This window comes from Lactiplantibacillus herbarum (assembly GCF_001039045.1).
GTDB classification, from domain to species: Bacteria; Bacillota; Bacilli; order Lactobacillales; family Lactobacillaceae; genus Lactiplantibacillus; species Lactiplantibacillus herbarum.
In genome coordinates this window covers 62,074-81,424 of sequence record NZ_LFEE01000020.1, presented here as the reverse complement: position 1 = coordinate 81,424, position 19,351 = coordinate 62,074, and the positions used below count along the sequence as shown (strand labels likewise).

Below are 19,351 nucleotides of genomic sequence, written 5' to 3'. Positions count from 1 at the left end.
AGGAGTCTACAACATGAGCAAGGAATTATTAGGAGCCCTCGATACTCTGGAATCAGAGAAGGGCATCAAAAAAGAAGTCGTAATCGAAGCACTGGAAGCAGCACTTGTATCAGCTTACAAGCGTAACTATGGTCAAGCGCAGAACGTTGAAGTTGACTTTGATCAAGTTAAGGGTAACATTCACGTATACGCCGTTAAGGAAGTTGTTGAAGACGTCTTTGACTCACGCCTAGAAGTGAACTTACAGGATGCACTTGCTATCAACCGTGCTTACGAACTCGGCGACGAGATTCGTTTTGAAGTGACCCCCAAGAACTTTGGTCGGATTGCTGCTCAAACTGCAAAGCAAGTTATTATGCAACGTGTTCGGGAAGCTGAACGTGGCATTATCTTTGATGAATACAGCCAATACGAAAATGAAATCGTTACTGGTGAAGTTGAACGTCAGGATAATCGTTTTGTCTACGTGAGTCTTGGTAAAGTTGAAGCCGTAATGGGTCGTACTGATCAATTACCTGGTGAAACTTACCGGATTCACGACAAGATCAAGGTTTACGTTTCTAAAGTCGAAAACGCAACGAAGGGTCCCCAAGTGTTCGTTTCACGGACGGCGCCAGACTTGTTGAAACGTCTATTCGAACAAGAAGTTCCTGAAATTTTCGACGGGATCGTTGAAATCGTGTCGATTGCTCGCGAAGCTGGCGATCGTGCTAAAGTTGCGGTTCGTTCTAACAATCCTAACGTTGATCCCGTGGGTACCTGTGTGGGTCCTAAGGGGCAACGTGTTCAAACGATTGTTAACGAATTACACGGTGAAAACATGGATATCGTTGAATGGACGGATGACACAGCAGTCTTCATTGCGAACGCATTGAACCCAGCTGAAGTTCTTGACGTTATCTTTGATCCAGAAAATGAACGTGGCTGTACGGTGATTGTACCGGACTATCAATTGTCATTAGCAATTGGTAAACGTGGTCAAAATGCACGTTTAGCTGCTAAATTAACTGGATTCAAGATCGATATCAAATCAGAAACGGAAGCATCTGATATAATGGATGCAAACCCTGATAACGTTGCGGAAGCCGAAACAGCTGATGCTAATGATGTCGTTGATTCAGAAGTTGCTGATGAAACCCCAGCTACCGATGAAGCAAGTGATGTTGACAGTGCAGCAACGCTTGAGGCTGAAACTGAGGTGGCTGAGGATGATCAGCCAGCTAGTGACGCCGAATAATTAAGTAACTAAAGGAGGTCTGGGATATGAAAAAAAGAAAAGTGCCGTTACGCAAAGATATTGTAACGGGTGAAATGCATCCCAAAAAAGACTTAGTACGGGTCGTTAAGAACAAGCAAGATGAAGTTGCCGTAGATCCGACCGGTAAAATGCCAGGTCGCGGTGCTTACATCGCGTTAGACGTTGAAGTTGCACAACGCGCCAAGAAAGAAAAAACGTTTGATAAAGCGTTTAGTATTAAAGTTGACGCAGACTTCTACGATGAGTTAGTGGCTTATGTTGATCATCAACAAGCCCGAAAGGAACTCTTCGGACATGACGCCTAATCAAGCTTGTTTAAACCTACTGGGCCTTTCGCGACGTGCCAGAAAGCAAATTGCGGGTGAGGGTCTAACCCTGACTGCAATTCGTAATCAATCGGCTAAACTAGTCTTTATTGCTAGTGATACCGGTCCCACGACTGCCAAAAAATTTCATGATAAGGCCCAATCTTATAACGTTCCAGTGATCGATACCTTTACTAAAGAGGAATTGAGTGCAGCATCAGGTAATCCACGTACCGTTTATGCGATTACCGATGCTGGATTTGCCAAGAAAATGTTGGCGATCATGACACCGTAAAGGAGGGTGAAGATATGGGGAAAAAGCGGATTTATGAATTAGCGAAAGAGCTCAATGTTCCAAGTAAACAGTTGATTGCGCAAGCACAACAGTTGGGTTTTGCCGTTAAAAATCATATGTCAACACTCGGTGACAGTGAGCAACACCAGTTAACTGGTGCGACGACTCATGCCACTGCTCCTAAATCGAATGCTCAACCGACGCAGACAACAGCGCGTCAAGCAAATAATGTGACACGAACTGCTAATCAGCAGCAATCCAACTCGCGTCATTTACAGACTGGTGATTCTTTGAATAATAATCAAAATAATAATCAAAGTCGTAGCAACAACAGCACTGGCAACAGTAGCCGCTCAACGACTTCTCGCAGCAACAACAGCAGTAACGGTAACCGTTCAACGACTAATAATCGTAGTACCGGTAGCAACAATAGTCGGCCTAACAACAACGCTGGCAACCGTTCAACTAATAGTAATAACAATGGTGGCAATCGTTCAAATAATGGCGGTCAAAACCGCAGCAATACGAACAGCAGCCAAAACCGTAGCAGCAACAATACGCAAAATCGTAGTAGCAATACTAGTAGCCAAAACCGGAGTAACGGGAATGGAACTAACAACAGTTCCCGTAACGGTAGTGGTCGCTTTGGCGGCGGTTTAAGCAGTAATAACAGTAACGGCAATGGTGGTGGTCGTTATCGTGGCGGGAAAAACAATAACCGTCGTCGTAATAACCGCAAACAAACGCGTAACACGAACAAAAACCAACGGATTCGCCAAGTAAGCAACGTGCCAGCTTCTGTTCGTAAGGACAAGCCGTTACCAGAAACGTTAGTATACACGGTCGGCATGAATGCCCAAGATTTGGGTAAGTTATTACACCGTGAACCTTCTGAAATCATTAAGAAGTTGTTCATGTTAGGCGTTGCCGTTAACCAAAACCAATCATTAGACAAAGATACGATTGAAATCTTAGCTAGTGATTACGGTATCGAAGCAGAAGAAAAAGTCCAAGTTGACGTTACTGACTTGGATAAGTTCTTCGAAGATGAAGTTAACAACACTGATAACTTAGCACCTCGGGCACCCGTTGTGACGGTCATGGGACACGTTGATCATGGTAAGACAACCTTACTTGACCAATTACGTCACACCCACGTTACTGATGGTGAAGCCGGTGGGATCACTCAAGCAATTGGTGCCTACCAAGTGAAGCATGATGGCAAGACTATTACCTTCTTGGATACGCCAGGACATGCGGCCTTTACTGAAATGCGGGCGCGTGGTGCTGATATTACCGATATCACTGTCTTAGTCGTTGCGGCTGATGATGGTGTAATGCCACAAACTATCGAAGCTATTAACCATGCGAAAGCGGCTAAAGTGCCAATTATCGTTGCAGTTAATAAAATCGATAAGCCAGGTGCCAATCCTAACCACGTCATCGAACAATTAGCCGAATACGGTTTAATTCCAGAAGACTGGGGTGGCGACACGATCTTTGTTCAAATTTCAGCTAAGTTCGGTAAGAACCTTGATGAATTATTAGACATGATCTTGTTACAATCCGAAGTGCTTGAATTAACGGCTAATCCACAACAAAATGCAGCTGGTTCTGTATTGGAAGCTAGTCTTGATCGCGGTAAGGGTTCAACGGCAACCTTGTTAGTTCAACAAGGAACGATGCACGTTGGTGATCCAATCGTGGTTGGTAATACCTATGGGAAAGTTCGGACAATGACTAATGATCATGGTAAACGGATCAAAGAAGCCGGTCCTGCAACGCCTATCGAAATTACTGGGTTGAGCGATGTTCCTGATGCTGGTGACCGTTTCGTGGTCTTTGATGACGAAAAGACGGCACGTGATGCTGGTGAACAACGTTCTAAACAAGCCTTGATGGACGAACGTAAACAGACTAACCATGTGACTTTAGACAACTTGTTTGACTCTATGAAGCAGGGTGAGTTGAAGGAAGTTGACGTTATTATTAAGGCTGACGTTCAAGGTTCAGTTGAAGCGTTAGCTGGTAGTTTACGGAAGATCGAAGTTGAAGGCGTTCGGGTTAATATTATCCATACGGCCGTTGGTGCGATTAATGAAAGTGACGTTGCTTTAGCGGAAGCAAGTAATGCCATTATCATTGGTTTCAACGTACGACCAACACCACAAGCCAAGTTGGCAGCCGACAACGATGATGTTGACATTCGTTTACACCAAGTTATCTATAACGCTATCGATGAAATCGAAAGTGCAATGAAGGGTATGCTTGAACCAACGTATGAAGAACAAATTACTGGTCAAGCCGAAATTCGAGAAATCTACAAGGTCTCGAAGATTGGGACGATTGGTGGTGGGATGGTCACTGATGGTGTCATCCACCGCGATTCTGGCGTTCGGGTTATCCGTGATGGCGTGGTTGTCTACGATGGCAAGCTTGCTAGTTTACGTCGTTTCAAAGATGACGTTAAAGAAGTTAAGCAAGGCTTTGAATTAGGGTTACGTGTTGAAGACTACAATGATATTAAAGTCGACGATGTAATCGAAGCCTACGTTATGAAGGAAGTTCCGATTGAATAACCTTGAGAAGGGGGATCATTAGATGGCACAACATTATCGAGTTGGTCGTTTGGAACAGGAGATTGAACGCGAAGTTAACGATATCTTGTTAAAACGGGTTCGTGATCCACGAGTTGCAGGTGTCACAATTACGGGTGTTACCGTAACTGGTGATTTGCAACAAGCAACGATCTATTACAGTATTTTGTCTGACAAAGCGTCAGATGATGAAAAAACGGCAACTGGTTTAACGAAAGCCACTGGGTTAATTCGTAGTGAATTAGGCTCACGCTTGAGTATTTACAAGACGCCAGAACTCACTTTTGAACGTGATCATTCAGTTCAATATGGGAGTCACATCGATCAATTGATCAATAAATTAAATCGCCAAGATTAGTCGGTGATTAGTAAACAGCCACAGTAAATCAGTTGATTTATTGTGGCTGTTTTTTGGTAACTAAAAATCAGCTGTAGGATCAACAATAGTTGTTGGTAGTAAGCGGTTGTGCTAATATCAGATTTGATTATGAAGAGCGGTATATTTCGAGTTGATTTTGTGCTTAAATGCATAGTTGGCTATGTTAATTTCATTGCTAACTAAATTGATAATAGAGGATGTGAACTGATGACAAACGAATATTCACACTATTTTGCTGCATTAAATAGCTGGTTAGAAGATGCCCGTGCAGAAGTTTTTAAGTTGGTTAAAGGTTACCTTGAGGAAACCCAAGGGGCAATCGAAAGCTCGAGAGAAGATGGGCTAAAGGCGGGTGATGCAGATTTCGATCATTATGTGGATGAACTTCAGCGCCTTAAAAAAGTTGATTTTGAACACTTAACTTATCAAGAGGCGGCAGATTTGGTCAGACAGTCAGATTTTCCAGAAGATATGGATGCTGTCAATAATGTTGAGCGGTATACGACTGCTTTGAAAAACGGCGGCTATTTACCGGAGCTTTCAACTAGTATGGAGCGTGAAAAAAAGTCAAATTGTAAAGAATTAAGCAAACAGTTAAATAGAGAAGCAGCTACTATTATCAATAAAATCATTAAAATAATTAGTACTAATATGCCAACTGACTGGCATGATTTTGTTTATTATAGTGATGAAGGAACTGCTTTTTTCTGGTTTAGCAAAATGTCAGTACCAGCCAAATATTATAAAAGCTTTGATGAAAATATTACTTTTAAACAGCATGGAATGAATCGAAATAAGATGTTTGAATCTCTAAATTTACTTGGTAATCAGCTGAAAACAGTATTCCGTAAAGGTGATGCAATTCCTTGGTCTTCAGTTAATATTTATGTTGATAGAGTCTCTAAGCCGACTGTTTATTTTGACTATATTGACTGGAATCAAACTGCATTTTATGGGCATGACGATTACTTTGCACAAAAGATGTTAGGTATTATGCCAAGTGAAGACTTGGAAATGTCAGCCATACTTGAGTATGTTGCATTAGTAACACCTACGCTACCTGAACAACCTAAAATTGACTTGCCGTATAAGCTAACTTTCCGCACTAAATAGGTTAATGGGCAGTAATCAATGACTTGGTTGTAGAACCAAAGTTGTGACATGTTTATATCAATAATTCAGTAAAAATGCGATGTCTTAAAACCCGTGAAATCGGTCATGAAATATCATTGATAATTAATCTATTCATCTCTAATATATAAGTATAACAATGACTCTTTTGGGGGTCATAAAACGGAATTTCGCTAGTATCAGAATTGAACAGTTACCGCAATGCTCAAAGCCTAATAGATGTTACAGGAGTCTTTATTAATGTCAAAATCAGTGGCCGACAGAGGGTTATGTTTCAATTGAGTTGATGTTCAAAATTTAAACCAGCTTAAAAATTATTAAAGCTTTCATTTGATGTAGAAAAGGATAGGGGATATTTTTTGAAATGAAGCAACTAGTAGATCGGTTTGGCAAGGAGGTCTGGTTGGGAACCGCGGTAGTAGTGATTATGCTAGTTGGTTTATTCTTTTATGTATCCAATAAAAAGACAAATATTGCTAGCCAAGTTAAGATAACTTACTCTGGACATAATGGAACGGGCAGTGCAAGTGTGAAAAATGATACTGCGTTACGCCGAGAAATTATTAAAACCGATGCCGCTAAGGCGAAGCTTAGTCAGTATTATACAAACCAACTTCTTGATAATGTAGATAATCTAGACGACTATTTGGACGAAGTAACTACTAAATTAAGTTCCGCAAATCGTGAGGAGATGGCTCAGACCATCACTTGGATTCTTGAAACTGAGTACCACGTTAAGCCGAACTCAGATTTGCATAATGGCGACAAAGTGAAATTCGTTGTCACTAATCACACTGATAAGTCTAATCCTATTAAAGCGACATCAAAGACATTTAAAGTATCAGGGCTGGATTAAATTAAAAAGGAATCAATGTCAACGGTTATTGTGAAATATAAGTCAGTTGTCTTAAAAGCTATTAAATCAAGCGTGAAACGCTATTGATAATTATACAATCCAACGATAACATTAAGATAATGTTTCTTTGGAGGAGACATGAGCAAACGTCAATTAGGATGTACTAGCGTAAGTAAACTTTTGAAAAAGTGCATAACAAAATTGATGGTATAACTCGTCGTAAGATTAAGTCAGTTTTGTGTTGAATCAATGCGTATAATCAGTACGAGTTTACGTCCGTTAGGGATAACCATGGTCATAGGGACGAAATCAGGGGGAAAGCGTGGCAATTGGTCACTACAAATTGCGCGTCAATTGATCTAGGCAGGTTTGAAAGGCTGATTGGTCAGTTGGAAAAACAGGGTTGTTATCAATGTTCAAAGCTTAAAAATCAGTATGCCTTTCAATGGATAATGAAAGGATAGGGGTTGGTTTTTAAAATGAAGCAAATAATAGCTTGAGTTAGCAAGAGTGTCCTACAATTATTAGATTTCATGTCTAGTAATTGTGGGACGCTTTTTTACGAAAATAAAATGAGCTAAGACTAATTAGTGATCTTAAAACATGTAAAATAAGTCTTAAAGTACTATTGCGTAACTAGTCTTACTATAGGGGCTTTTAAAATAGCAACGACTGTTTTAAACTGTAATTTTAAGTAAGTTTTGTCGTTTTATCCGGGATATTAATGAGTCCTAATAAGTTAAGAAAGTACAATTGAGTTTATTTAATGTTAACGATTATCGTTCAAGCCTTTTTCTTTCTCACGTTGACGTGGGTTCTATTGGGAAAACAGCATATTGGTCTATTAGAATGTTTCTTTCTAGTGTTTATCAGCGGAACTAGTTATGTTCTATATAGCAGTTTAAAAATTTACTTGTCGGTGTTAATGGCGCTAATTTGTATTATGTATGCCTATTTATATAATCGAAATATGAGTCAGTCTATTATAATTGTAATGGAGGCTATCATTATTTCGGTTATAGTGGATCATTTAAGCACTATTAGTATATTATTGATACATCAAAAGACCTGGTATTTAGGCTTTTACAGTGTGTTGCAAGTGATAGTTACTATTTTTCTTTTCCAAGGCGTAACCACAGGTAAAGTAAAACCAACCTTTAAAAAGCAGTATTTAAATCGTTATATAGCCCCTCTACTAGTTATTGTACATTGGTACATCATCGGTGTAGAAGGTAATCAAAATGGATTTAATATTATTATTGGAAATTTGTCTATATTACTAGTGATAGTTGCTTTTTTCTTGGCGATACATTCAGAATATTTGAAGAATTTGAAAGCTAAGTATGAAGTACAGAAGCAGCAAGCCCAAATTAAGAATGATGCTCGTTATATGTCTGAGATTGAGACACATTATAATGAATTACGACGATTTAGACATGAATACCAGAATATGCTTATTTCTATCGATGAGTATCTGAAGACAGATGATCTAAAAGGGTTGCAAGACTATTATCGTAGTAACCTTGAACCTGTGTCGGAACGAGTACTGAAAGATAAATATAGTCTTGAAGATCTCAGTAGAATAAAGATTAAATCAATCAAGAGTATCTTTTTCAATAAGCTAAGTTACGCCCAATCTCAAGGAATAGAGGCTCATTTTGAATCTAAAAGAGAGTTGGAAGTAATTGATGTAAAAGAGCTAGATTTAGTGATAGCATTGGGTATTATTCTGGATAATGCGATTGAAGCATCCGTTGGTCACAAGGGTAGCGAAATAATGAGCGGTATTTTCAGTACGCATGAAAGCATTACTTTCGTGATTCAAAATAATATCTATGAAGAGCTTCCGCCAGTCTGGCAATTGAAAGAAGTAGGTTTTTCAACAAAAGGTGAAGGTCGGGGTTTGGGATTGGATAGTTTAAGTAAACTGGTTAGTCGAAATGAAAATATGGTTTTAGAAACTAGAAGTTTAGAAACCGTATTTTTACAACGGCTAACTGTGCAGAGGATAAATAATAATGATTAGTGTGTATATCTGCGAAGATGCTCCAAAACAACTTGAACAAATACGTAAAACGGTTAATGAAGTCATTGTAGATAACCAGTTGGATATGGGCTTGGAACTGTTCTGCAGTGATCCATGGCAGCTTTGGCAAGAAATCCAGGATCATCGACCAGACAAAGCAATCTATATACTGGATATTTCATTGAATTCTGATATCAATGGAATCGAGCTAGCTACTAAGATACGTTCCCAAGATGTGCGTAGTAAGATTATTTTCGTTACAACTCATTCGGAACTATCGCTATTGGTATTCAAATACCAAATTGAGGCACTCGATTTTATTTTGAAAGACTTTCCGGAAGCTTTATATGATCGATTTAAGCGAGCCTTACAAGTCGCGCAAACAAGATTTGAGGCTGATGCTTCTGATACGAATGAGTATATTCAAGTCAAAGTTGGCGAAATGGTACGATCGATAAATGTGAATGATATTTTGTTTTTCGAGAGTTCTCCAAACCCACATAAAATAGTCATGCATTTGAATGATGGCCAATTAGAATTTTATGGCCTTTTAAAGAATGTGCCTACTATGAATCCGGCTTTTTATAAATGTCATAAATCATATGTCGTTAATTTAAGTCAAATGAGTTCTTTGGATCGGCACATGCGAGTGATAACCATGATTAATGGCGAAACTGTGCTTTGTTCACTACAGGCAACACGATATTTAGCAAAAAAATTTAATAATTAGTGAGTTGCTTAGTTCGACATGAGCGAATACTCACGGAAAAACCAATTCATTAGCGAATTGGTTTTTTTGAAAAAATATTAATTACATCGGTTTAAACGGTGATCGAAGCTTATTGGTCGTCGGAAAGAACGAAGTGAAGTAACTGGGTAGTGATTTTTAGATTAAAATTAAATTAGGGTTGACAGTTATAAATGAGAATGTTTTAATATAAACAATCAATTAAACGGAAAGGATAGATCAAGATGACTAAATTAACATTCAATACAACTTATTATTTCGGCTTTGCTTATTTTAGGTAGTGCCCGTATTGTAGCTTAGATACGGACAACACCTATGTCCGTGTCTAAGCGAAGTCATTTTGACTATGACCAGCTAGACACCTTGAGTTTAGCTGGAACCTAATCATCAACATTAAGTTTTGATGAGCCAGCTAGATTCTTGTAATCTAGCTGGCTTTTTTTCGTCAATTTTAAGGAGTGTTGTGTATGCACCAACGGCAATTATCATTCAGCTTGTACCTCAATTACTTTGTTCATGGTTTGGGTCTCATCATTTTGACACAGAATATGCAAGCGTTGAGTCAGCATTGGCAGACCCCCATAGCTACCGTCTCATATGTGATTTCTGGTATCGGCATTGGACGCTTGCTAGCCTACTTTATCTTAGGTAACTTATCAGATCACTATGGACGCAAGGTGTTCGTTAACCTTGGGATGACCAGCTACTTGATCTTCTTTATCGGTATGTCAGTGGTGAGCAATATTCAAGTGGCTTACGGGCTGGCGATTCTAGCTGGGGTAGCTAACTCCGCCTTGGACGCTGGAACGTACACCACGTTTATCGAAATGGGTGATCGTCACGGCTCAGCTAACGTCTTGCTGAAGGCATTTATATCTGCCGGAGAATTTTTATTACCGCTAGTAGTTGCCAATGTTGAAAGTCAGCGCTTATGGTACGGGTGGTCGTTCTTGTTAGCTGCAGTAATTTTAGTGGTAAACATGGTTTTACTGAACCGACAACATTTTCCAGTACGCAATCAGGCGAGTGCAGTAACACAAACGCAAGGCCAGCAATTACCACGTGCAAAACGGTTGCTGGCTGCCATCGGATTGGCTGGTTATGGTTACACCTCAATGGCCCTGATGATTATCTATACACAATGGATCAGCTTGTTCGTGACACAGACGTTTGATTTTCAATCGGTTTTAGCACATTGGTTACTCTCGTTATACAGTATTGGCTCAATTAGCGGGGTGTTAGTCATGTTTATCCTGCTAAGACGGGGAACAGCTGCAACTAAATTACTCGTCAGCATGAATGGTGGTTCGTTGTTAGCTTTGCTGGTTATTTGCTACAGTCCGAATGCACTACTATCCATGTTAGCAGCCTTTATCTTTGGTTTTACCGCTGCCGGTGGGGTGATGCAAGTTGGTTTAAACCTATTTATTAGCCTGTACCCACAGATCAAAGGGCGTATCACCGGGATTTACTTCACATTTGGCAGTATTGCGTCATTCACGATTCCGTTGATTACCGGTTGGCTATCTCAGCAAACGATTGCAAGTGCGATGCGTTTTGATCTGTTAATTGGGCTAGCCGGTTTGGGGTTTGTCGTGTTGACTAGCTGGGCAGTTCGCGTGCCTAATTCATTAGCGCACGAGCGGGATCATATTAATGAAATTGATCAAAAGATTGTTCGGCTATTAAACGAACGGTTTGATACGGTTACGACGATTGGTCAGCTAAAGCAGCAGCAACAGTTACCCGTTTTGGATCAGCAGCGTGAACAACACGTTTTGCAACGGGTAGCGGCTAAAAGTACCACGGCACATATCCCTTATTTACAGGAGATTTACCAAGCAATTATGCGAAATTCGCGTGATTACCAAGATGAGTTGCATAAGGAGGAATTGGATCATGATTAATTACGTTACAGCGGGTGAATCTCACGGCCCTCAATTGACCAGTATCTTAACGGGTATTCCGGCAGGGCTGAGTTTAGATGTTGATGATATCAATGACGGTTTGGCAGCACGGCAGGGTGGCTTTGGTCGTGGCAGTCGTCAGCAGATTGAACACGATACGGTTACAATCACTGGGGGTGTTCGGCACGGGGTTACCTTAGGATCGCCAATCGCGCTCACGATTCAAAATCGCGACCATGCGCACTGGGCCGAAATTATGAATCCAACCAGTCCAGCGACGGCTAATAATACGTTGCGCCAAGTCACCCGGCCACGACCTGGTCACGCTGACCTGGTTGGCGGCATGAAATACGGGCACCGTGATCTTCGAAATGTATTAGAACGGTCGTCAGCTCGTGAAACGGCGATGCGAGTTGCTATCGGTCAAATCTGTAAACAACTGTTAGCGCAATTGGATATTCAATTAGTGGGTTATGTCCAGCAGATTGGCGATCAGCAAGCAACGATTGATACAACATTAACGGTAGCCGAGTTGACGCATCGTATTAAGCAAAATGACTTACGGTTACCTGATCAGCAGTTAGTCACGTCAATTCATGATTTAATTATGGCGACTAAAAAAGCCGGTGATACGCTGGGCGGGGTTATCCGAGTGGTAGCTGAAAATGTTCCTGCGGGTCTCGGTAGTTACACGAACTGGGATACGAAGTTAGATGGCCAGTTGGCTGCCGCGGTAATGGGTGTCAATGCCATCAAGGGAGTGGAAATTGGCGATGGTTTTGCGGCAGCCGGCCACTACGGCAGTGAAGTTATGGATGAAATCAGTTGGGATGAGCAGACGGGCTGGTCGAGACTGACGAATCACTTAGGTGGTTTTGAAGGCGGAATGACTAACGGAATGCCGATTGTCGTCAAAGCTGCGATGAAGCCGATTCCGACGCTCTACAAGCCACTTCAAAGTGTTGACATTGCCACGAAAGTCAGCAAAAAAGCGAGCGTTGAACGTTCCGACACGACGGCGATTGTGCCAGCATCCATCGTTATTGAGAGTGTCGTAGCGATTGAGCTCGTGAAGGCTTTAACTGCCACGTTTGACGGGAGTAATTTACCCCGATTACAGCAAAGTCTAGCGGTTTACCGTGAGGAGTTACGGCGCTACTAGGAGGCCCAAATGAAAATTCACACGTTAGGGCCAGCGGCAACGGATAGCTATGCGGCGGCTCGTGAATATAATCGACGTTATTGTGACGGTCTAGCGGAAATAAGCGGTCACCCTAGTTTTGAAGCGCTGCTGGCAGAGCTAGCGTGCTATCCGGGTGATTACTTGCTAATTCCGGCGGCGTTTAAATCCACGGTGCTACATGCGAGTTGGGGCGACCTGCACTACGCTTTACTCGAACAATTGACGTTAATAACTTGTTTTATGACTAAACTTGATCCACTGGTGGTCGTTCAGCGATTAGATGCTGACAATCGGATTGGCTATACCCACGCGGCTACGGCCCAATTGTTATCACGGATTGTGGGTCATGTGACCGTTCAGACGGTGGCAAGCAAATATTTGGCGTATCAAGACTATCAGAAGAATCAGTCGGCTTACGTTTTAACTAATGAGCGAAACGTTCAGTTAACAACCCAGGAACGCGTGCTCAAACGGCTCACGCCGTCGATGGTCTGGTGTGTCTATCAAATTAATTAGGTGATGATAATGAAGATGATGAAATTAATGCAGCAATCACAACATGGCTTACACGGGACACTGGCTGTTCCTGGTGATAAGAGTCTATCGCACCGTGGTTTGATTTTAGGTGCGATTAGTCAGGGGACGACTGAACTACGACATTTTTTGCCAGCCGAAGATTGTCTGTCGACGTTAACGGCTTTACGGGCGCTTGGCGTGGCTATTCAGCGCCAAGAAACGACCGTTGTCATTGAAGGTCGTGGCATAAACGGGTTAGTTCGCCCACAGCAACCACTCGATATGGGAAATGCGGGGACGGCGACTCGTTTACTGGCTGGTTTATTAGTTGGACAGAATTTTGAGACGACTTTAGTGGGTGATGATTCGTTGAGTCAACGCCCAATGGAACGGGTCCAAGAGCCCTTGATGCGGATGGGCGCGCAAGTAGCATTAACTGCGGGACACTTACCAATGCGGATTACTGGTCAACCGTTGCATGCGATTGATTATCAGATGACGGTCGCCAGTGCGCAGGCCAAAAGTGCCTTGATTCTCGCTGCGCTACAAGCAGACGGACCTAGTAAGATTATTGAAAAATTGCCCACTCGTGATCATACGGAACGGATGCTGCAAGCATTTGGTGGCCAGATTACGACTGCTAGTGATCAGCGAACGATTACTGTTAGTCCAGCAAAATTACAAGGGCAAATGATAACGATTCCGGGGGACTTATCCTCAGCGGCCTTTTTCATCACGGCGGCCACTATCGTTCCTGGTTCGAAGCTGTGTCTAACAAATGTTGGCCTTAATCCGACACGAACGGGGCTACTATCGATTCTTGAACGAATGGGTGGTCGGGTGACGATTCGGCAGCGTACTCAAGTTGGTGAGCCAGCGGGTGACCTTGAGATTCAGTCAGCTCAGTTACAGCCAATTAAGCTGACGGCGCAAGATATTCCAGCCGTCATCGACGAATTACCATTAGTTGCCTTATTAGCGGCTACGGCGGATGGCATCAGTGAAATCAGTGGTGCGGCTGAATTGCGCGTTAAGGAAACGGATCGAATCGCGACGATTGTCACGGAACTACGTAAATTGGGCGTTAAGATTACGGAACGACCGGATGGTTTTGTGATTGATGGTCGGGAACCGTGGCACGTTCAGGACACTCAATTAGATAGTCATGGAGATCATCGAATTGGGATGATGATGGCGATTGCGGCGTTACGTATACAGGAGCCAGTAACGTTAGCAAATGCCAGCGCGATAAATATCTCATATCCAACGTTCTTCGAAGATCTGCAGCGGTTGCAGGCGAATACGGAGGTGAGTAAATGACGAGAGTACTGATTAAGGGTCTGGGGCTGATTGGCAGTTCACTAGCATTAGCGGTTAAACAAGCTGATTCGACGGCGGTTATTATTGGTCAAGACATTGATGATGCTAGTTTGAGCTATGCGTGCCAGCAAGGAATTATCGACGAAATCAGTCAAGATTTTACGACTAGTGCTGAGCAGGCGGACGTGATTATCTTGGCAGGACCAGTCAGTGTCATCACGGCTGATTTAAACTTATTAGCAACGTGTTCGTTACAACCGCATGTGATTGTTACGGATGTTGGCAGCACTAAGCAAACCATCCTAGAAGCGGCACGACCGCTGCAACAGAGCGGGATTACGTTTGTCGGGGGTCACCCGATGGCCGGGTCCCACAAATCAGGGGTTACGGCTGGCCGCGCTGACCTGTTTGAAAATGCCTTCTATTTCTTAGTACCGGGTCTAGCCAGTCCGACAGCCGTTAGCCAGTTACAAGACTTACTGCGGGCGACGCGAGTCAAGTGGCTGACAGTTACCCCTAAACAACATGATCGTATCGTCGGTCAGCTCAGCCATTTACCACACGTGGTTGCTGCCGCGCTAGTCAATCAGACAAAGGTAGCACTGGATGATTCGCCCCTAGGATTACGATTGGCAGCGGGAGGATTCAAGAGTATTACGCGGATTGCGAGTTCGGATCCAACCATATGGACAGCTATTTTAACGGGCAATGCTGAATTAATAACCAGTCAACTGCAGGACTATATAGATGAACTGATCCATATTCAGCATGCTATTAGCGTGCAAGATCAAGTAACGATTAACCAATTTTTTACAACGGCCAAGGTGACTCGTGATCATCTCGGACCTGATCAATTGGGAAGCTTACCGAACTTCTTTGATTTGTTTTTAAACGTGCCAGATCAAGTTGGGGCATTAGCGGACGTGACACAACGTTTAGCCGCGGCCAATTTGAGTTTAGTTAATATTCATATTTTAGAAATCCGTGAAGAAATTGACGGCGTATTGCAGCTAACGTTTGGTGATGCAGCTGCTCAAGAGCAGGCAGCTACATTATTGCAGACGGCAGGTTACCAGATTGTCAGGAGGAATTAAGATGCAGGCTATTTTAATTGGATTTATGGGTAGTGGTAAGACGACGGTTGGGCGGTTATTAGCCCAGAAGTTGGCAACGGAACATGCGGATTTAGACGATTTAATTATTCAGCGCGCTGGCCAACCGATTACGAGTATATTCGCAAAGCACGGGGAAACCTACTTCCGTCAGTTAGAACATCAGACTTTGGAACAAGCCATGACTGTTCCCGGAATATTATCAACTGGTGGAGGCACACCTACGATTGCTGTAAATGCGAAGCTGCTGATGTCGAGTTCAGTTCCAGTTATTTGGTTAGCAGCTAACGACCAGACTATCTTGCGACGAGTTCAACATGATGCCAGTCGGCCGCTGGTCAATGAGTTGGACGAAAATGTTTTGCTAGCCTTAAAACAGCAACGCAATCGGCAGTACGCTGCTGCGGCAGATTTGATCATCCCAACGGATCGGTTAACACCGGTTGAGATTGTCCGTCAAATTAAAACGTGGTTATCCACGGCACAACGGGTTCTGCAAGGCTGAAAGTTGCAGAATAATTTAAAGTTACTGATATAGCGATAACTATTATTATTGTTTCATTCGGCACTCTGCTAACTGCTAAAGCGTACTACTATTGTAATTATCATGCTGGCTACCGCAGGCGAAAACGAAAACAGTTTCAAATTTTACATTATCAGTAATTGAATGATTTTAAAGGAAAACTGAGAGGCAATATAGATTCAACATAGCAGTAACTCAAACACGTCGCGGTTAGCGACGCGTTTTGTGGTTAATCCGCTTACATATAGACCGTTGTGGTATACTAAATTAAGTTTGTAAACTTTTAAAAAGTCAATCTGACACAGAACTGTTAAGCTATAGCTAGCAAGTTGTTGATGTGTCTTCATTAATAAAAAAGCAATCATATTTTATCTTGATATGATTAATAACGAGTCATAAGGAGTTTTTTATCTTGAACGGAATTCTACCATTATATAAACCCCGCGGCATGACCAGTTTTGACTGTGTCGCAAAAATTAGACGCCTATATCAAACCCGTAAGGTCGGCCATTCTGGTACGTTGGATCCAAACGTCGATGGTGTGCTACCGATCTGTATCGGCAATGCGACAAAGGTGGTTCAATTCTTAGTGGCTTCTGGTAAAGAATACCAAGGAAGTATTACGCTGGGATTTGCCACAACGACTGAGGATTTGGATGGCGAAGAAGTTGAACGTCAGGCGATCACTAAACCATTCAGCGATGAGGAGATTGACGCGACGTTGGCTAAAATGACCGGGGAGATTACGCAAATTCCACCAATGTTTTCAGCGGTCAAGGTGAATGGTCGGCGGCTTTACGATTATGCGCGTCACGGTGAGACTGTTGAACGGCCTACGCGGCATATTACCATTGCGAGCTTTGAACAACGCCAAGCAGCTACGTATGATCCTGAAACGCAGACGCAAACCATCTACTTTACGGTTGCATGTAGCAAAGGGACTTATGTCCGAACACTCGCTGTTGATTTCGGCCGTCAATTAGGTGTACCCGCAGTGATGAGTGATTTGACTCGTCTAAAGAGTGGTGGTTTTACACTTGATGAAACGGTGACTTTTGAAGAGATTGCGGCGCACGCTGAATTGGGTACTGCAGGTGACTTGCTATCCCCAATTGACAAGGCGCTTAGCCACTATCCACAAGTTGTTTTGACGGATGAACAGTGGCAACGGGTTAAAAACGGGGCCTTCATTACGACAGCAGAAGGTCAACAAAGTGACCCTGATGCAGACACAATGATTGCGTTAGTTTATCAAGACAGCATAAAATGTCTATATAGTTATCGGACGGACGAACAGCGGTACAAAGCGTTTAAAATGTTCGCAATTAATTAAGGAGTTCCTTTTGTCATGCAGGTGATTAATTTAAAATACCCGGTAGTTGCAAGTCAGATTCCTGCCGGTCCAATCGTGTTGGCACTCGGATTTTTTGATGGGGTTCATCGTGGTCACCAACGGGTTGTCGCAACAGCTCGCCAGGCTGCTCAAGCGCAACACGCTAAGCTTGCTGTCATGACCTTTGACCAACACCCGTCAGTTGTGTTTCAACACGCTGATCCAGACCATGTGCGGTACTTAACAACGGTGGCGCAAAAAACGACGTTGATGGCAGAACTTGGTGTCGATATCTTATACGTCCTTCACTTTGATGCGGCAGTTGGCGCATTGCCACCACAAACGTTCGTTGACGAGCTAATCGTTGATTTGCATGCGCAAACGGTTGTTGCGGGCTTTGATTATACCTATGGCCCAGCAGAGATTGCCAACATGCAACGGTTAAACGACTATGGTCAAGAACGGTTTGAAATTATTGAAGTTCCCAAAGCTGAATTGGACGCTGAGAAGATCAGTTCAACTCGCATTCGTGCGGCTTTAGATGATGGGCAGATCGATACGGCTAACCGGCTCTTAGGCTATCAATATGAGACTGCTGGTGAAGTCGTTCATGGTGAAGCACGCGGTCGTACGCTAGGTTTTCCAACGGCTAACGTGGCTCATGGTCCCAATACGCGGGTTCCTGGTATCGGTATTTACGCCACGATGGTTCTTGTTGGAACCGAGTGGGTTATGGGAATGGCGTCAGTTGGTCGTAATGTGACATTTGGCGACAATCGACCAGTGACAGTAGAAATTTATTTGTTAGATTTTCACGCTGACTTATATGGTCGTAACGTGACGGTTCGTTGGGGTCATCGGATGCGCGGTGAAGTGAAGTTTGCCGGTGCCGATGAACTCGTTGATCAGTTGAAACGTGATGAACAAGCGACTCGTGATTATTATCATGATCACCCGTTTCATGCCGCACCACGATTATTGGATGTAACGCAAGTCGATAGTTTGGAGGAATCATAGATGGCAGTAACGGATACGATTTTTCAGCACGGAACCTTGGGACTATTAGTACCAGGTTTGTTTGATGGGACGATCACGGCTGGTGAATTATTGCAGCATGGTGATACCGGGATTGGGACGTTGAACGGCTTAGACGGCGAGGTCATCATTGTTGATGGTCATGCCTATCAGGCGCGTCAAGACGGCCAAATCCGTGAAATTGCGGCGGATGAAACCCTGCCATTTGCTTCAGTTCATTTTGAAAAGCCGGATGTTAGCGATCAATTGACCGCATTGAATCAGGCTGATTTTGAGCAACAAGTCATCAGTGATTACCGCCTGACTAACGTGTTTGCTGCGATTCGTATTGATGGCACCTTTAAGCACATTAAGACACGGGTGGCACCACGTCAGGAACAACCCTATAAAACGTTAGTAGCGGCCACGGCCGAACAACCAGAGTTTACTGGAGCTGACGTTGAGGGCACGATTGTTGGTTACTATGCACCACATTTGTTCCAAGGGGCGACGGTCGGTGGTTTCCACTTACACTTTTTGAGTAAAGACCATCAGCTCGGTGGGCACTTGTTAGATTTTGAAATTGCTAAGGCTACTTTGAAGGTACAGCATTTTGCTGATTTTCACGTGCACCTACCAATTGACAACGAAGCCTACTTGCGTGAACAATTTGATAATGAAGTAATTGATAAGGCGATTAATAAGGCGGAACGGTAAAGAGTGGGCCACAAGGCGGTTAGTTTGCGAGCATTAACGTGGAATCAGTGATTATTCCGGGGTTTGGAATGATTGCGGATTCCGGGTTAAGCGGAACAAATTGCCTTGTGGCGCACGTTTCGACTATTAAC

At 43.0% G+C, this 19,351-nt stretch carries 18 protein-coding genes; all 18 read left to right on the top strand.

The genetic code is table 11. From position 1 onward, the window contains the following. Positions 1–13: 13 nt before the first annotated feature. Positions 14–1,237 (top strand): transcription termination factor NusA, encoded by a 1,224-nt coding sequence (gene nusA / locus ACG95_RS07140; protein WP_047999871.1) that lies wholly within the window; start codon positions 14–16, stop codon positions 1,235–1,237. A 26-nt stretch (positions 1,238–1,263) separates the two neighbouring features. Continuing rightward, entirely contained in the window at positions 1,264–1,563 is a 300-nt protein-coding gene (rnpM, locus tag ACG95_RS07135; protein WP_047999870.1) for an RNase P modulator RnpM, read from the top strand. Beyond that, positions 1,553–1,858: a L7Ae/L30e/S12e/Gadd45 family ribosomal protein gene (locus ACG95_RS07130; RefSeq protein ID WP_047999869.1), complete on the top strand. Its 306-nt coding sequence runs from the start codon at positions 1,553–1,555 to the stop codon at positions 1,856–1,858. The genes rnpM and ACG95_RS07130 overlap by 11 nt, the downstream gene beginning before the upstream one ends. A gap of 14 nt (positions 1,859–1,872) precedes the next feature. Then, a complete protein-coding gene (gene infB / locus ACG95_RS07125; RefSeq protein WP_047999868.1) occupies positions 1,873–4,437 on the top strand; it encodes a translation initiation factor IF-2 in 2,565 nt (854 codons plus the stop codon). 22 nt (positions 4,438–4,459) lie between these two features. Then, positions 4,460–4,813, top strand: coding sequence for a 30S ribosome-binding factor RbfA (gene rbfA, locus ACG95_RS07120; RefSeq protein ID WP_047999867.1), 354 nt, complete (start codon positions 4,460–4,462; stop codon positions 4,811–4,813). A gap of 228 nt (positions 4,814–5,041) precedes the next feature. Then, complete coding sequence (locus ACG95_RS07115) at positions 5,042–5,947, top strand: immunity protein YezG family protein (RefSeq protein ID WP_047999866.1); 906 nt, start codon at positions 5,042–5,044, stop codon at positions 5,945–5,947. Positions 5,948–6,329: 382 nt separating this feature from the next. After that, positions 6,330–6,821, top strand: coding sequence for a hypothetical protein (locus ACG95_RS07110; protein WP_047999865.1), 492 nt, complete (start codon positions 6,330–6,332; stop codon positions 6,819–6,821). 766 nt (positions 6,822–7,587) lie between these two features. Further along, positions 7,588–8,847 carry a sensor histidine kinase gene (locus tag ACG95_RS07105; protein WP_047999864.1) on the top strand — a complete coding sequence of 420 codons (1,260 nt, stop codon included), beginning with the start codon at positions 7,588–7,590 and terminating at the stop codon, positions 8,845–8,847. Continuing rightward, a complete protein-coding gene (locus ACG95_RS07100; RefSeq protein WP_047999863.1) occupies positions 8,840–9,577 on the top strand; it encodes a LytR/AlgR family response regulator transcription factor in 738 nt (245 codons plus the stop codon). Before ACG95_RS07105 ends, ACG95_RS07100 begins: the two co-directional genes overlap by 8 nt. Positions 9,578–10,062: 485 nt before the next feature. Further along, positions 10,063–11,502: an MFS transporter gene (locus ACG95_RS07095; protein ID WP_047999862.1), complete on the top strand. Its 1,440-nt coding sequence runs from the start codon at positions 10,063–10,065 to the stop codon at positions 11,500–11,502. Next, the gene (aroC, locus tag ACG95_RS07090; protein WP_047999861.1) at positions 11,495–12,664 is read left to right on the top strand and encodes a chorismate synthase; all 1,170 of its coding nucleotides are present in this window, start codon (positions 11,495–11,497) and stop codon (positions 12,662–12,664) included. The genes ACG95_RS07095 and aroC overlap by 8 nt, the downstream gene beginning before the upstream one ends. 9 nt (positions 12,665–12,673) lie before the next feature. Beyond that, positions 12,674–13,201 (top strand): hypothetical protein, encoded by a 528-nt coding sequence (locus ACG95_RS07085; RefSeq protein ID WP_047999860.1) that lies wholly within the window; start codon positions 12,674–12,676, stop codon positions 13,199–13,201. Positions 13,202–13,216: 15 nt separating this feature from the next. Continuing rightward, the gene (gene aroA / locus ACG95_RS07080; RefSeq protein WP_047999936.1) at positions 13,217–14,521 is read left to right on the top strand and encodes a 3-phosphoshikimate 1-carboxyvinyltransferase; all 1,305 of its coding nucleotides are present in this window, start codon (positions 13,217–13,219) and stop codon (positions 14,519–14,521) included. Then, entirely contained in the window at positions 14,518–15,615 is a 1,098-nt protein-coding gene (locus tag ACG95_RS07075) for a prephenate dehydrogenase (protein WP_047999859.1), read from the top strand. The genes aroA and ACG95_RS07075 overlap by 4 nt, the downstream gene beginning before the upstream one ends. Before the next feature lies 1 nt (position 15,616). Then, positions 15,617–16,138: a shikimate kinase gene (locus ACG95_RS07070; RefSeq protein ID WP_047999858.1), complete on the top strand. Its 522-nt coding sequence runs from the start codon at positions 15,617–15,619 to the stop codon at positions 16,136–16,138. A 427-nt stretch (positions 16,139–16,565) separates the two neighbouring features. Beyond that, positions 16,566–17,489, top strand: a complete 924-nt coding sequence (truB, locus tag ACG95_RS07065) for a tRNA pseudouridine(55) synthase TruB (RefSeq protein ID WP_082137327.1) — start codon at positions 16,566–16,568, stop codon at positions 17,487–17,489. 15 nt (positions 17,490–17,504) lie between these two features. Next, complete coding sequence (gene ribF, locus ACG95_RS07060) at positions 17,505–18,506, top strand: riboflavin biosynthesis protein RibF (protein WP_047999856.1); 1,002 nt, start codon at positions 17,505–17,507, stop codon at positions 18,504–18,506. Beyond that, positions 18,507–19,220 (top strand): acetolactate decarboxylase, encoded by a 714-nt coding sequence (budA, locus tag ACG95_RS07055; protein WP_047999855.1) that lies wholly within the window; start codon positions 18,507–18,509, stop codon positions 19,218–19,220. It abuts the gene before it with no gap. Positions 19,221–19,351 lie beyond the last annotated feature (131 nt).